The following is a 13352-nucleotide window of genomic DNA, read 5'->3' as shown; positions in this document are numbered from 1 at the left end:
CGGATCGCTCCGGCGGGCTTTTGCCGGCATCTCAGGGCGCGCCGTCCAGCCGCCCGCCTTCGCGCACCGGCTGGACGGCGCTTGCCAGCCCGGTGCGGTCATCCGTCACGACCAGCACCCCGCACAGCGTCGCCTCGCCCTCGGCCGGGGTGAAGCGGCCCTGCCCCATTCCGGTCAGAAAGCGGCGCATCGGCTCGGCCTTGTCCATGCCGATCACGCTGTCATAATCCCCGCACATGCCGGCGTCAGACTGATAGGCGGTCCCGCGCGGCAGCACCTGCGCGTCGGCGGTCGGGACATGGGTATGAGTGCCCACCACAAGGCTGGCGCGGCCGTCGCAGAAATGCCCCGCCGCCATCTTTTCGCTGGTCGCCTCGGCGTGAAAATCAATCACCGCCGCCTGCACGCCGCCGCCCAGGACATGGGCGCGCAGGGCGCCGTCCAGCGCGCTGAACGGATCGTCGAAGGGGCGCTTCATGAACACCTGCCCCAGCGCCTGCGCCACCAGCACCTTGCGCCCGCGCCCGTCGGCAAAGACCCGCGCCCCCCGCCCCGGCGCCTCGCGCGCATAGTTCAGCGGCCGCAGCACCCGCGGTTCGGCATCGATGAAGGCCAGCATGTCCTTCTGGTCGAAGGCGTGATCGCCCAGCGTCACCACATCCGCCCCCGCATCGAGAATCATGCGCGCATGGGCGGCGGTCAGCCCCATCCCGCCCGAGGCGTTCTCGCCATTGACGATGATGAAATCGGCCTTGAGCCGCTGCCTGAGCGGGCCGAGCCGTTCGGCGATTGCACGCCGCCCGGACCGCCCCATGACATCGCCAAGAAACAGGATACGCATGGGCATGGGCTATCCGCTCGGGCGCGCCGGCTCAACCCCGATGGTGCAGGGCCGCACCTTGGACTAGACAAGCCCCATGTCCAGCGCCGATCCGCACCCCGCCGCCTTGCCCGCCACCCCGCAGGGCGATTCGCCGCGCGGCGTCGCGCTGGCGATCGGCACCTATGCGGTCTGGGGCCTCATGCCGCTCTACATGCACATGATGGCGGCCTTTCCTGCGTCCGAGATCATCGCCCATCGCATCCTGTGGTCGCTGCCTATCGCGGCGGCGGTGCTGGTTGTCAGCGGCGAAACCGGCCTTGTCCTTGCCACCCTGCGCCAGCCCTGGATGGTCGCCATGGCGGCACTGACGGCCACGCTTATCTCGGTCAACTGGATGATCTATGTCTGGGCGGTCAATCACGACCGGGCCATCGAGGCGGCGCTTGGCTATTACATCAACCCGCTGTTCTCGGTCGCCCTCGGCGCGGCCTTCCTGGGCGAGCGGCTGTCGCCTGCGCAGCGGGCCGCCATCGCCATCGCGGCCGCTGCCGTCCTGATCCTGGCCCTGTCGGCTGGGGGATTGCCGCCCGTGGCGGTCGGATTGACGCTGAGCTGGGGCATCTATGCCTTCTGCAAGCGCCGCCTGCCGATCCCTCCCAATGCCGGCTTCACGGTCGAGGTGCTGCTGCTCTGCCCCGTTGCGCTGGCCTATATCCTTTATCTCGGCGCGACCGGGCAGGGGCATTTCGGCGAATCGGCGCGGGGCACCGCCCTGCTGATCGGTAGCGGGGCGCTGACGGCGGTGCCGCTGATCCTCTATGCCAATGCGGCCAGGCTGATCCGTCTGTCCACCATGGGGGTGCTGCAATACATCTCGCCCACCATGGTCTTTCTGTCGGCGGTGCTGATCTTTAACGAACCCTATCAGGGCGCCCAGCGCATCGCCTTTCCGATGATCTGGACGGCGCTGCTGATCTATGGCGCAACGCTGATCCGCCGCCCCGCCGCCCGCTGAGCGGCCCTATCCGTCGCGGCGCGCCTGCGGCCCCCTGGGCGCGGCGATGCGGCTGCGGGCCGATTCCACCAGATCAGGCGGCAGCGCAGAAAAGGCCGCGTTGACGACGGCCTCTGCGCCCAGCCCCACCAGGGCGCCGGCCAGCACATCGGTCAGGTGATGGGTTGCGCGCGGCACCTGCACCAGCCCGATCAGCGCGGCAAGTCCCAGAAGCGGCCCGTTGGCCCCCGGCGCCACCCGTCCGATCGCCCGCGCGGCGGCAAAGGCATCTGCCGTATGCCCCGAAGGAAAGGAGTTGTAGTCGCGCTCGTCCGGGCCGTTCACACCCAGTTCGTATTCGCCCTCCTCCAGCAGCTTGTAGGGGCGGGTGCGGACGACGACGCTCTTGATCGCCGCCTTGGTGCGTGTCGCCAGATAAAGGGCGGCGAGGGCACGGGCACCCGCCTCGGCCAAGGCGGGGTGGCCGCTTGCCAGGCCGCCCGCCAGGGCCAGGCCGGCCAGGGCGAAAGCCGGAGGCTGATCACTGATCTCGCTGGCCGTGCCAAGCGCCTCGACCACGGGATGTTCACGAAGGCGGCCCGCCTCGGCGGACAGGGCCACATCCGCCTGGTGCAGCGCCTCGACCGCGCCGCCCTCGTCCTCGCCAGGTCGGGCATCGCCCTGCCGTCCTGCGGTATCGGTCATGTCCCGGTATCCTCGCCTGTCGCTGCCGCAGGCCCAACACGCGGGCGGGCCTGCGGGTTTCCCGCCCCGGCCCTGACAGCGCTATTCCACCGTCACCGATTTGGCGAGGTTGCGGGGCTGATCCACATCCGTCCCCTTGGCGACCGCCGTGTGATAGGCCAGCAGCTGCATCGGCACGGCATGGATGATGGGCGCAAAGACACCGCCGCCGCCGGGCATGGTCAGCGTCGCATGGGTGCCCTCGCCCCCGGCGGCAATCCCCGCCCCGTCGGACACCAGCAGCACCTGCCCCTGCCGGGCCATCACCTCCTGCATGTTCGAAAGGGTCTTTTCGAACAGCCCGTCCGAGGGCGCAACGACGATCACAGGCACGTTGCGGTCGATCAGCGCGATCGGCCCATGCTTGAGTTCGCCCGATGCGTAACCTTCTGCATGGATGTAGCTGATTTCCTTGAGCTTCAGCGCGCCTTCCAGCGCGATCGGATAAAGCGCGCCCCGCCCCAGGAACAGCACGTCCTGCGCCTCGGCCAGCCATTCGGCCAGCCGGCGGCAATCGTCCGAGGCGCCCACCGCCTGCTGGACGAGGCCCGGAACGGCCAGCAGATCATCCAGATGCGCAGCCAGCGTCCTGTCCTCCAGCGCGCCGCGATCCTGCGCCGCCTTCAGCGCCAGCACGGCCAGCACGGCAAGCTGGCAGGTGAATGCCTTGGTCGAGGCCACCCCCACCTCGACACCCGCCAGGGTAGGCAGCGCGATGTCGGCATCCCGCGCGATGGCCGAGGTGCCGACATTGACCACCCCCACCGTGCGCGCCACCTTGCCCTTGCAGTAATGCAGCGCGGCCAGCGTATCGGCCGTCTCGCCCGACTGGCTGACGAAGATGGCCCAGGCACGGGGCGACAGGGGCGGTTCGCGATAGCGGAACTCGGACGCGACATCGACATCGCAGGGGATGCCCGCCAGCCGTTCGAACCAGTATTTCGCCACGCAGGCGGCATAATAGGCCGTGCCGCAGCCAACCAGCGTCAGCCGTTCAACCCCGCGAAAGTCGATGCTGTCGGGCAGGACGATGCGCCCGTCCTTCACATAATGGTTGAGCGCATCCCCCAGCACGGCTGGCTGCTGGGCGATCTCCTTGGCCATGAAATGACGATAGCCGCCCTTGTCGATAGCGGTCGAGCCGACATCGATGCGGACCGGCTCGCGGCTGACCGGCTGGCCGTTCGCATCATAAACCGCGGCGCCCGCGCGGGTCAGCACGGCGTGATCGCCGTCCTCAAGATAGGTGATGCGGTCGGTGAAAGGCGCCAGCGCGATCGCGTCCGAGCCGAGGAACATCTCGCCATTGCCATGCCCCAGCGCCAGCGGGCTGCCCCGCCGGGCGCCGATCATCAGATCGCGCTCGCCCTCGAACAGGAACGCCAGCGCAAAGGCCCCGCGCAGCCGCTCGAGCGTGGCGCGGACCGCCTGAAGGGGGGCAAGCCCCTGGGCCATGTGATGCCCGGTCAGCAGCGCCACTGTTTCGGTATCGGTATCGGTCTGCGCCTCGATCCCCAGAGAGGCAAGTTCGGCCCGCAGATCCCGGAAATTCTCGATGATGCCGTTGTGGACGACGGCCACCGACCCATAATTGTGGGGATGGGCATTGCCCTCGGTCGCGGCGCCATGGGTGGCCCAGCGGGTATGACCGATCCCGGCATGACCCTCCAGCGGGTCAAGCACCAGACGGTCGGACAGGTTCACCAGCTTGCCCACGGCGCGCCGACGCGCAAGGCGGCCGGTGTCGTCGACGGTGGCAACCCCGGCGCTGTCATAGCCGCGGTATTCCAGGCGCCGCAATCCCTCGACAAGCTGAGGGGAAACCTGATGTTTCCCCAGTATCCCAATGATCCCACACATCTATTTCACCTTGCTGTCGCGCAGCGCCTGCATGATCCGGGCCGCAAGGCCCGGCTTGTTCACCTGCCGTCCACGGCCGAGGCCCAGCGCCTCCTCGGGCACGTCCTGGGTGATGACCGATCCCGATCCGGTCATGGCCCGCGCCCCGATCCGCACCGGCGCGACCAGCATGGTATCCGAGCCGATGAAGGCATCCGGCCCGATGACGGTGCGGTGCTTGCCGACCCCGTCATAATTGCAGGTCACCGTCCCTGCGCCGATATTGCTGCGCTCGCCGATTTCCGCATCGCCCAGATAGGTCAGATGGCCGACCTTGACGCCTTCGGACAGGATGCTGTTCTTGACCTCGACGAAATTGCCGACATGCACGCCGCCGCCCAGCTCGGCCCCCGGCCGCAGGCGGGCGAACGGGCCGACTGTCGCGCCGGCGCTGACATGGCAGCCTTCCAGATGGCAGAAGGGCAGGATCTCGGCCCCGCTTTCGATCGTGACCCCCGGCCCGAAAACGACATTTTGCCCGATCACCGCATCGCGGCCGATCACGGTATCGGGGGCGAACCAGACGGTTGCGGGGTCGGCCAGCGTCACGCCCGCCTCGACCGCCTCGGCGCGGCGGCGGGCCTGAAAGGCGGCCTCGGCGGCGGCAAGCTCGGCGCGGGTGTTGATGCCCAGCGTCTCGGCCTCGGCGCATGTCACCACGGCGGCGCGCCGCCCCGCAGCCCGCGCAAGGGCCACCACGTCGGTCAGATAGTATTCGCCCGCCGCATTGTCGTTGCCCAGCCGCCCCACCAGATCGCGCAGCAGCCCCGCATCGACGGCCATCACGCCCGAATTGCAAAGCGTGATGGCCTGCGTCGCCTCGTCGGCGTCCTTGAACTCGACGATGCGGTCCAGATCGTCCCCCTTGACGACCAGACGGCCGTAACGGCCCGGGTCCGCGGCCTCAAAGCCCAGCACCGCCACATCGGCCGGATGCGCGGCCAGGGCCGCGAGCGTTTCGGCCGCCACGAAGGGGGTATCGCCGTAAAGCACGACGACCCGGCCCTCGAACCCGTCCAGCAGGGGCAGCGCCTGCGCAACCGCGTGCCCCGTGCCGAGCTGACGCTCCTGGATGGCGATCCGCGCCTCGGGGTCCAGACGGGCGACGGCACGGGTCACCGCCTCGGCCCCGTGGCCCGCGACGACGATCACCCGGCATGGCTCCAGCCCGCGGCCGGCCAGCAAGGCATGGCCGACCAGCGGCACGCCGCCCAGCCGGTGCAGCACCTTGGGCAGGTCGGACTGCATCCGACTGCCCTGCCCGGCGGCCAGCACCACCAGCGCCACCCCCTGTTTCGTCATCGCTCGGCCCCGCCTCGTTGATTTTTCCAAGCCTTCTAGCTAGGCGCCGGGTGCGGCGAAAGAGGCGGCGGGATCACAAGGTTTGACGGAAGGTTACGGATGATGAAGAACGATCCCGGCACGGTGGTGTTCGATCTGGACGGAACGCTGGCCGATACGGCGGCAGACCTGATCGCGGCGGCCAATGCCTGCTTCCGGGCGCGGGGCCTGGGCGACCTGCTGGATGCCAGGCATGACACCGGGATCGCCTTTCACGGCGGGCGGGCCATGCTGCGCGCGGGATACGGGCGGGCGGGCGCAGACAGGCTGATCCCCCCGGGCGCCGAGGATGAGGATTATCCGCGCCTGCTGGCCTTCTATGACGGCTGCATCGCCCGGTCCACGACGCTTTATCCCGGCGTGACCGCCGCGCTTGAGGCGCTGGCGGCGGATGGCTTCATCCTGTCGGTCTGCACGAACAAGCCGGGCGCGCTTGCCGAAAAGCTGCTGAGGGCGCTGGGTATCCGCGACCGCTTTGCGGCGATGGTCGCGGCCGATACGCTGCCCGTGCGCAAGCCCGACCCTCGATGCTATGCCGCGGCGGTGGAACGGGCCGGCGGGACGGTCGCCCGCTCGTTCCTGGTGGGCGATACGGAAACCGACCTGAGGACCGCGCGGGCCAGCGGGGTGCGGGTCGCGCTGGTCGGCTTCGGCCCCGAAGGGGATGGCGTTGCCCGGCTCGCGCCTGATGCGGTGCTGGCGGGGTTCGAGGCGCTGCCCGCGCTGGCGCGGGGGTGGCTCAGGCCCTTGGGGTAAGGGCGGCCAGCATGGCGCGCAGCTCGGCCGGCGGGCATGGGTCGGGGGGGCCGCGGCGCGCCAGCGCCGCCTCGCCCCGCGCCATCGCCGCGGGGGACATCCGGCCCGCCGCCCCGGCGACCGCTTCGAACTCTGCGCGCGTCAGGTTGCAGGCCAGCACCAGATCGCAGCCCGCCCCCAGCGCCGCCGCGGCCCGCTCGGCCGGCGTGCCGGTCAGCGCGTTCATCCCGATGTCGTCGGTCATCAGCAGCCCACCAAAGCCGATCCGGTCACGGATCAGCGCGATGGCCGCGGGCGAAGCGGTCGCAGGCCGCTGGTCCAGGGCCGTCAGGCGGATATGCGCCGTCATCCCCATGGGCAGGTCGGCAAGCGCGCGGAAGGGGGCGAAATCCGTCCTGTCCAGGGCTTCCAGGTCGATGTCCAGCACCGGCAGGTCGTGATGGCTGTCCACCCGCGTGCGGCCATGCCCAGGCATGTGCTTGACGATGGGCAGCACGCCCGCCGCCAGCAGCCCCCGTGCCGCCGCCCGGCCCATCTGCGCCACGCTGGCCGCATCGGTGCCAAAGCAACGATCCCGCAGAAACGGGTGGGTGGCCGCATCGGCGATGTCGAGGCAGGGGGCGGCATCGGCGTCGATTCCCACGGCGCGCAATTCCTGGCCCATCAGGCGGTGACGCAACTCGACCGCACGCGCGCCGTCTGCCGCCCCGTCAAGCGCCGGGGGCCAGTCGGTCCAGTGCGGGGCGCGCAGGCGCTGAACACGCCCGCCTTCCTGGTCGGTCATCACCACGGCGTCGCGCCCGACGGCATCGCGCAGATCGCCGGTCAGGCGGCGAAGCTGGTCGGGGCTGTCGACGTTGCGGGCGAAGAGGATGAAACCCCAGGGATCGGCCTCGCGCAGAAAGGACCGCTCATCCGCGCCCAGCGTCAGGCCCTCGACCCCCAGGATGGTGGCGCCGGGGGACGAGAAGGCCCCGCCCGTGGCGGGCAGGGCCGAGCCCGCAGAGGACGGCAGGCTCACTTGGCGACGGCCGGGATGCAGTCGGTTCCTGCGGCGATGAGGGCGGCGCAGAACTTGCGCGCATCCTCGCGTGATCCGAAGCCGGCGATGCGCAGGCGATAGAAGGTGCGCCCACCCGCCTTGTGTTCCTGCACGACCGGCGCCTTGCCCGCGAAAAGGTCGCTGTAGCGGCCGGAAACCCGGCTCCATTCGCTTTCGGCGATGGCGCCCGAATCAAAGGCCCCGATCTGAACAAGGGGTGCGCCCGTTTCCACAGGCGCCGTTTTGGCGAGGACGGCTGCGGGGGCGGGCACCGCCGCGGCATCCGGGGCAGCCGCTGCATCGGCGCTTGCGGCCATGGGGGCGAGGGCGGGCGGCGCGCTTGCCGCGGCCGCCGGCGCGGCGTTCGAGGCCGCGATGCGGCGCGGCCGCGGCAGGGGACGCGTCGGCGTCGTGACCGCCGGGGCGGCGCCCGCCTCGGCCAGCGCGGCGGTGATGGCCAGATCCTGGCTGCCTGCATCCGCCTGCCGGTCCGCCGGGGCGATCTGCGCCACCGGGGGGTGGCCGCGCGTGCCGCTTCGGCCGCCCGTTCGGCTGCCTGGCGATCTGTCATGGCGATGACCGGGGCCTGCGATTCGTCAGCCGGCGCCTCGTCGGCGATGACGGGCGGCTGGGCAGAGGCGCCCAGTTCACCCATGGCCACGTCCTGTCCGTCAAGGGCGGTCGGGGCCGGCGCGATCGCCACCCGTTCGGCGGGCGGGGCCTTTTCGCCCGCGGCGACATTGTTGACGGCAAGGCCGGTGCGGTCGGTCAGCTCTCCGCCCGGTTCCTCGGGGGCCACGCGGGCATCGCCCTCGACCGCGCGGATCACCGGAACGCCCGAGACATCGCGCACGACCAGTTGATAGCCCCAGATGGCCAGCGCCGCCATCAGCGCCACCGATACCAGCGCGCCGACATAATGGGTCAGCCGCGCCACGCCCGCCAGCATGCCGGGGCGGTCGGTCAGGCGGGCCGCATAGGCGCCGGCATGGCGCGAGTCGTCCCATTCGTCCTCGTCCTGCCAGTCCGGCGCGGCGGCGCGGCGAGAGGTCCAGTGGGCCGCATGCGCGTCATCGCCTTGCGCAGCATAGCCCTCGTGCGGGTCCGCATAGCGGCCAGAACGGAAGTCCAGCACCGTCATCGTTGTTTTCCTGCCTGTCCACCGGGTTGTCCCGGCTGTCATTGACCGCTCGTTCCTGCCGGCAGGCCGCGCCTTGTCACGCCTTGCGGCCCGTCAGCGCATTTCCGTTGCCGGAGTCACGCCCAAGATACCCAAACCCGCCGAAATGACAACGCCGACGGCCCGCGCCAGCGCGATTTTCGCCGCTGTTGCTGCCGGGTCATCCCCTTCGGTGACAAAGCGCAGCGCCGGCTCGTCATTGCCGCGATTCCAGAACCCGTGCCATTCCGAAGCAAGCTCGTACAGATAGAAGGCGATCCTGTGCGGCTCATGGGCGCGGGCGGCGATCTCGACGGTGCGGGGCCATTCGCCGAGCTTGCGGATCAGCGCCGCCTGGGCAGGATGGTCAAGGCCCGTCAGATCCGCCCTGCCCAGCGCCTCGTCGGACAGATCCAGCCCCGCCTCGCCCGCCCGGCGCAGGACAGAATGGATGCGCGCGCTGGCATACTGGACATACCAGACCGGGTTGTCCTTGGACTGTTCCAGCACCTTGTCGAAATCAAAATCCAGCGCCGCGTCGTTCTTGCGCGTCAGCATGTGAAAGCGCGTCACGTCGCGGCCGGCCTGTTCCACCACGTCGCGCAGCGTGACGAAGGTGCCCGCGCGCTTGGACATCTTGAACGGCTCGCCGTTCTTGAACAGCCGCACCAGCTGCACAAGCTTGATGTCCAGCGGCACCCGGCCGCCCGACAGCGCCTGCACCACCGCCGTCAGCCGCTTGACATAGCCCCCGTGGTCCGCACCGAAGATGTTGATGAGCTGGTCGAACCCGCGGTCGATCTTGTCCCAGTGATAGGCGATGTCGGGCGCGAAATAGGTCCAGCTGCCATCCGATTTCTTGACCGGGCGGTCAACATCGTCGCCGAAGGCGGTGGAACGGAACAGCGTCTGCTCGCGCGCTTCCCAGTCGTCGGGCAGCTTGCCCTTGGGCGGCTCGAGGGTGCCCTCGTAGATCAGGCCGGCCTCTTGCAGGCGGGCGATCCCGGCCTCGATCCGGCCGGTGCCATAGAGGGCCTTTTCCGAGGAATAGACATCCATCGTCACGCCCAGCAGGGCCAGGTCGTCGCGGATCATGTCCATCATCGCGGCGGCGGCGAAATCGCGCACCTGGGCCAGCCATTCGGATTCGGGCCGCTCCAGCAGGCTGTCGCCGTAACGCGCCTTGAGCGCCTGCCCGACCGGAATCAGATAGTCGCCCGGATACAGCCCCTCGGCGATCTGCGGATCGAAGCCATGGGCCTCGCGGTAGCGTTCATAGGCCGAGCGCGCCAGCACATCGACCTGCGCGCCGCCGTCGTTGACATAGTATTCGCGCGTCACCTCGTTGCCGGCAAAGGCCAGCAGGTTGGCCAGCGCGTCGCCAAAGACCGCGCCGCGCATATGGCCGACATGCATCGGCCCGGTGGGGTTGGCGCTGACGAACTCGACATTGATGCGCGCGCCCTGTCCTGCCGGAATGCGGCCGTAATCGGCGCCGGCGGCCAATGCCGCCCCGACCACCCCGCGCCAGAAATCACCGGCCAGGCGCAGGTTCAGAAAGCCCGGACCAGCCACCTCGGCAGAGGTGACGCGCGGATCGGCCGCCAGCCGCCCGGCCAGATCCTCGGCGATGTCGCGCGGCTTCATCCCGGCGGGCCGGGCCAGCACCATCGCCGCATTCGTCGCCATGTCGCCATGGGCCGCATCGCGGGGCGGCTCGACCGCGACGGCGGCGAAATCCAGCCCGCCGGGCAGGCTGCCGGCAGCGGTCATGGCGTTGAGCGCATCGAGGACGAGCGCGCGGATGTCGGCGAAAGGGTTCATGGCTCACTCTGTCAGCGGATGGCCCTGCGATAGCGAAGCGGGGCGCGCGCCGCAACCGCGGCGAATGGCGCGCCGGGCAAGCCGAATTGACGCCATCGTCATTTCGCGCTAGGGGCGCTGAGCCCGCATTCGGCGGGCAGCCGAGGGGCGCTTGGATCAGCTGCGTCCCGTGACCGCGCCCGGCCGGGCGCATCGGACCGCTACGTTCCCTGATGCGAAAGACCCTCATGACGAAATTCTCCGATCTCAAGCTCGACCCCAAGGTGCTGCAGGCCATCGCCGAGGCGGGCTATGAGAACCCGACGCCGATTCAGGCCGGCGCGATCCCCCCGGCGCTGGAAGGACGGGACGTGCTGGGCATCGCCCAGACCGGAACGGGCAAGACCGCCAGCTTCACCCTGCCGATGATCACCCTGCTGGGCCGTGGCCGGGCGCGGGCGCGCATGCCGCGCAGCCTTGTGCTGTGCCCCACGCGCGAACTGGCCGCCCAGGTGGCCGAAAACTTCGATGTCTATGCCAAGCACACCCGGCTGACCAAGGCGCTGCTGATCGGCGGGGTCAGCTTTGGCGAGCAGGACAAGCTGATCGACCGCGGCGTCGATGTGCTGATCGCCACGCCCGGCCGGCTGCTGGACCATTTCGAACGCGGCAAGCTGCTGCTGACCGGCGTGCAGATCATGGTCGTGGACGAGGCGGACCGGATGCTCGACATGGGTTTCATCCCCGATATCGAACGTATCTTCCAGCTGACACCCTTCACGCGCCAGACGCTGTTCTTTTCCGCCACCATGGCGCCCGAGATCGAGCGCATCACCAATACCTTCCTGCACGCCCCCGAACGGATCGAGGTCGCCCGCCAGGCCACCACCTCCGAGACGATCACGCAGAAGCTCGTCGAGCTGACCCCCACCCGCAAGGACCAGACCGCCAAGCAAAAGCGCGAGCTGCTGCGCGCGCTGATCGACGCCGAAGGCCCGGAGACGGAATCGGGGGGGCTGAAGAACGCTATCATCTTCTGCAACCGCAAGACCGAGGTGGACATCGTCGCCAAGTCGCTCAAGGCGCATGGCTATGACGCGGCGCCGATCCACGGCGATCTGGACCAGCGCGTGCGCATGCAGACGCTGGACGGGTTCCGCGAAGGCACGCTGCGGTTCCTGGTCGCCTCGGACGTGGCGGCGCGCGGGCTCGACATCCCGGCGGTCAGCCATGTGTTCAACTTCGATCTGCCCAGCCATGCCGAGGATTACGTCCACCGCATCGGCCGCACAGGGCGGGCCGGACGCCAGGGCACCGCATTCTCGATCGCGACCCCGTCGGACGAGAAATATCTCGCGGCCATCGAGGCTCTGGTCAAGCAGACCTTGCCCCGTGTCCCCCTGCCCGAGGGCTTCAGCCTGTCCGAGGCCGCCCGGTCGGCCCCGAGCGAGCGCGAAGGCCGGGGCGCGGAACGCGGCGGGCGCGAGCGCAGCCTCAGCCGGACCCGTTCGCGCAATCGCCGCGCCGATGCGGCGGCCCCTCCGGCCGCAACCGCGCCCACCGCTGCCGCCCAGACCGAGCCGGCCCCCCGCGCCGAACGGCCCACCCCCGAGGCGCGCCGCGATGATGGCGCAGCCGAGCGCCGCGACAGCCGCCGCGCAAGCGAACCGGCGATCCGCGCAGAACAGACCGCCCGTCCTGAACAGGCCGGCCGCGCCGAACAGGGCGCCGAGCGCCGTGAACGGGGCCGTGACCGCGACCGCGGCCCGGCCGTGGTCGGCTTTGGCGAGATGGTGCCCGACTTCATGACCAGCAGCTTTGCCCAGGCGCTTGCGGTGACCGAGGCGCGCGCCTCTGCGGCCGCGGCGCGGCCCGCGGGCGATGCCTCAAGCACCGATGGGGCGCCGGCCGAGGAAGGCACCGCCCCCCGCGGCCGCACGCGTCGCGGCCGGGGGCGCAGGTCCGGCGAGGGTCCTGCCGCCGAGGCAGGGCTTCGCCCCGCCAATGCGGATGATGCGGCATTGCCCCTGCAGGAGGCCGAGGGCGGCGGTGATGCCGATGCGACCGACGCACAGCCCGCCCGCCCCGACCCTGCCGATGCGCGCGGCGATGGCGCGATCGGCGACATGGCCGAAGCCCGGGATGAAGGCGGCGAAGCGGAAACGGAAGCAGCCGCAACGGGGCAGGCCTCGACCGATGCGCCTTTGGCGGGCGACAAGCCTTCCAAGTCGCGCGGTCCGCGCCGGCGCAGGAAGGAACCTGCCGCTTCCCTGCCCGAGGAAGCCGAGGCAGCACAGCCCGACATGACCCTGTCCCCCGCTGCCGAACCTGCGGTGCCGACAGAAGCCCTGCCGGCCGATGCCCTGCCCGAGGAACGTGACGCGGCTGCCGCGATCGAGGATGGCAGCCTTGGGCCCCTGCCCGACGCCGCCGAAGCAGAGGACAGCGCCGAAGGCGCGGCTGCCAAGCAGGCTCCCGCCAAGGGCCGCCGGGCGGCCAAGGGCGCGGCATCCCGCAAGGGGCCTGCCAAGGGCCGGGCAGCCAAGGCCGGAACGGCCAAGGCAGCCGCAGATGGGGCGGCTGCGGACATGGCGACGGCAGATGGCGCGGCGCTGGCCGCCGTGCCGCCAGCGGATGAGGGCGCCGCCCCCGCCCCCGCGCCCCGCCGCGCGCGCGCCCCGCGCAAGCCGCGCGCCGCTGCCGGCAACGCCCCGGATGCGCCCGCCCCGGATGCATCCGCGCAGGGCATCCCTGCCCCGCATCAACCCGCCGGCCAGCCCTCGGACCAGAC

General features: G+C 70.4%; 10 protein-coding genes and 1 pseudogene. 4 read left to right on the top strand and 7 right to left on the bottom strand.

The genetic code is table 11. The features are described from left to right. Positions 1 to 31 precede the first annotated feature (31 nt). Positions 32 to 841: a TIGR00282 family metallophosphoesterase gene (locus tag B0A89_RS11700; protein WP_085378913.1), complete on the bottom strand. Its 810-nt coding sequence runs from the start codon at positions 839 to 841 to the stop codon at positions 32 to 34. 76 nt (positions 842 to 917) lie between these two features. Between B0A89_RS11700 and rarD the strand changes: the two genes are divergently transcribed. Beyond that, positions 918 to 1838: an EamA family transporter RarD gene (gene rarD, locus B0A89_RS11695; protein ID WP_085378303.1), complete on the top strand. Its 921-nt coding sequence runs from the start codon at positions 918 to 920 to the stop codon at positions 1836 to 1838. A 6-nt stretch (positions 1839 to 1844) separates the two neighbouring features. Here the strand turns inward: rarD and B0A89_RS11690 are convergent, their stop codons facing one another. The 3 genes from B0A89_RS11690 to glmU all read right to left on the bottom strand — a co-directional run bounded on the left by B0A89_RS11690 (position 1845) and on the right by glmU (position 5762). Then, entirely contained in the window at positions 1845 to 2522 is a 678-nt protein-coding gene (locus B0A89_RS11690) for a phosphatase PAP2 family protein (protein WP_085378302.1), read from the bottom strand. 81 nt (positions 2523 to 2603) lie between these two features. Beyond that, a complete protein-coding gene (gene glmS / locus B0A89_RS11685) occupies positions 2604 to 4421 on the bottom strand; it encodes a glutamine--fructose-6-phosphate transaminase (isomerizing) (RefSeq protein ID WP_085378301.1) in 1818 nt (605 codons plus the stop codon). Then, the gene (glmU, locus tag B0A89_RS11680; protein ID WP_085378300.1) at positions 4422 to 5762 is read right to left on the bottom strand and encodes a bifunctional UDP-N-acetylglucosamine diphosphorylase/glucosamine-1-phosphate N-acetyltransferase GlmU; all 1341 of its coding nucleotides are present in this window, start codon (positions 5760 to 5762) and stop codon (positions 4422 to 4424) included. 99 nt (positions 5763 to 5861) lie between these two features. Between glmU and B0A89_RS11675 the strand changes: the two genes are divergently transcribed. Next, positions 5862 to 6557, top strand: a complete 696-nt coding sequence (locus B0A89_RS11675) for an HAD-IA family hydrolase (RefSeq protein WP_085378299.1) — start codon at positions 5862 to 5864, stop codon at positions 6555 to 6557. On the opposite strand, the gene nagZ is transcribed toward B0A89_RS11675, so the two are convergent. Together nagZ and B0A89_RS14715 are read right to left on the bottom strand one after the other, a co-directional pair. Continuing rightward, positions 6541 to 7572, bottom strand: a complete 1032-nt coding sequence (gene nagZ / locus B0A89_RS11670) for a beta-N-acetylhexosaminidase (RefSeq protein WP_240558704.1) — start codon at positions 7570 to 7572, stop codon at positions 6541 to 6543. The genes B0A89_RS11675 and nagZ overlap by 17 nt on opposite strands. 2 nt (positions 7573 to 7574) lie before the next feature. After that, positions 7575 to 8111 (bottom strand): SPOR domain-containing protein, encoded by a 537-nt coding sequence (locus B0A89_RS14715; protein WP_157115332.1) that lies wholly within the window; start codon positions 8109 to 8111, stop codon positions 7575 to 7577. 57 nt (positions 8112 to 8168) lie between these two features. Between B0A89_RS14715 and B0A89_RS14710 the strand changes: the two genes are divergently transcribed. Then, the gene (locus B0A89_RS14710; protein WP_157115331.1) at positions 8169 to 8462 is read left to right on the top strand and encodes a hypothetical protein; all 294 of its coding nucleotides are present in this window, start codon (positions 8169 to 8171) and stop codon (positions 8460 to 8462) included. A 371-nt stretch (positions 8463 to 8833) separates the two neighbouring features. Here the strand turns inward: B0A89_RS14710 and argS are convergent, their stop codons facing one another. Beyond that, positions 8834 to 10582 carry an arginine--tRNA ligase gene (gene argS, locus B0A89_RS11660; RefSeq protein WP_085378298.1) on the bottom strand — a complete coding sequence of 583 codons (1749 nt, stop codon included), beginning with the start codon at positions 10580 to 10582 and terminating at the stop codon, positions 8834 to 8836. A 227-nt stretch (positions 10583 to 10809) separates the two neighbouring features. Here argS and B0A89_RS15465 point away from each other — a divergent pair. Beyond that, positions 10810 to 12468: pseudogene (locus B0A89_RS15465) on the top strand (DEAD/DEAH box helicase); the annotation flags it as partial. Positions 12469 to 13352 lie beyond the last annotated feature (884 nt).

Source organism: Paracoccus contaminans (assembly GCF_002105555.1).
In the GTDB taxonomy this organism is placed as follows: domain Bacteria; phylum Pseudomonadota; class Alphaproteobacteria; order Rhodobacterales; family Rhodobacteraceae; genus Paracoccus; species Paracoccus contaminans.
The sequence above is the reverse complement of the archived record's forward strand: the minus strand, read 5'-3'. Positions and strand labels throughout refer to the sequence as shown.

Excerpts from the sequence above, each read along its gene's own strand:
- B0A89_RS11700 (WP_085378913.1), bottom strand. The coding sequence starts at position 841 with ATGCGTATCCTGTTTCTTGGCGATGTCATGGGGCGGTCCGGGCGGCGT.
- rarD (WP_085378303.1), top strand. The coding sequence starts at position 918 with ATGTCCAGCGCCGATCCGCACCCCGCCGCCTTGCCCGCCACCCCGCAG.
- B0A89_RS11690 (WP_085378302.1), bottom strand. The coding sequence starts at position 2,522 with ATGACCGATACCGCAGGACGGCAGGGCGATGCCCGACCTGGCGAGGAC.
- glmS (WP_085378301.1), bottom strand. The coding sequence starts at position 4,421 with ATGTGTGGGATCATTGGGATACTGGGGAAACATCAGGTTTCCCCTCAG.
- glmU (WP_085378300.1), bottom strand. The coding sequence starts at position 5,762 with ATGACGAAACAGGGGGTGGCGCTGGTGGTGCTGGCCGCCGGGCAGGGC.
- B0A89_RS11675 (WP_085378299.1), top strand. The coding sequence starts at position 5,862 with ATGATGAAGAACGATCCCGGCACGGTGGTGTTCGATCTGGACGGAACG.
- B0A89_RS14710 (WP_157115331.1), top strand. The coding sequence starts at position 8,169 with ATGGCGATGACCGGGGCCTGCGATTCGTCAGCCGGCGCCTCGTCGGCG.
- argS (WP_085378298.1), bottom strand. The coding sequence starts at position 10,582 with ATGAACCCTTTCGCCGACATCCGCGCGCTCGTCCTCGATGCGCTCAAC.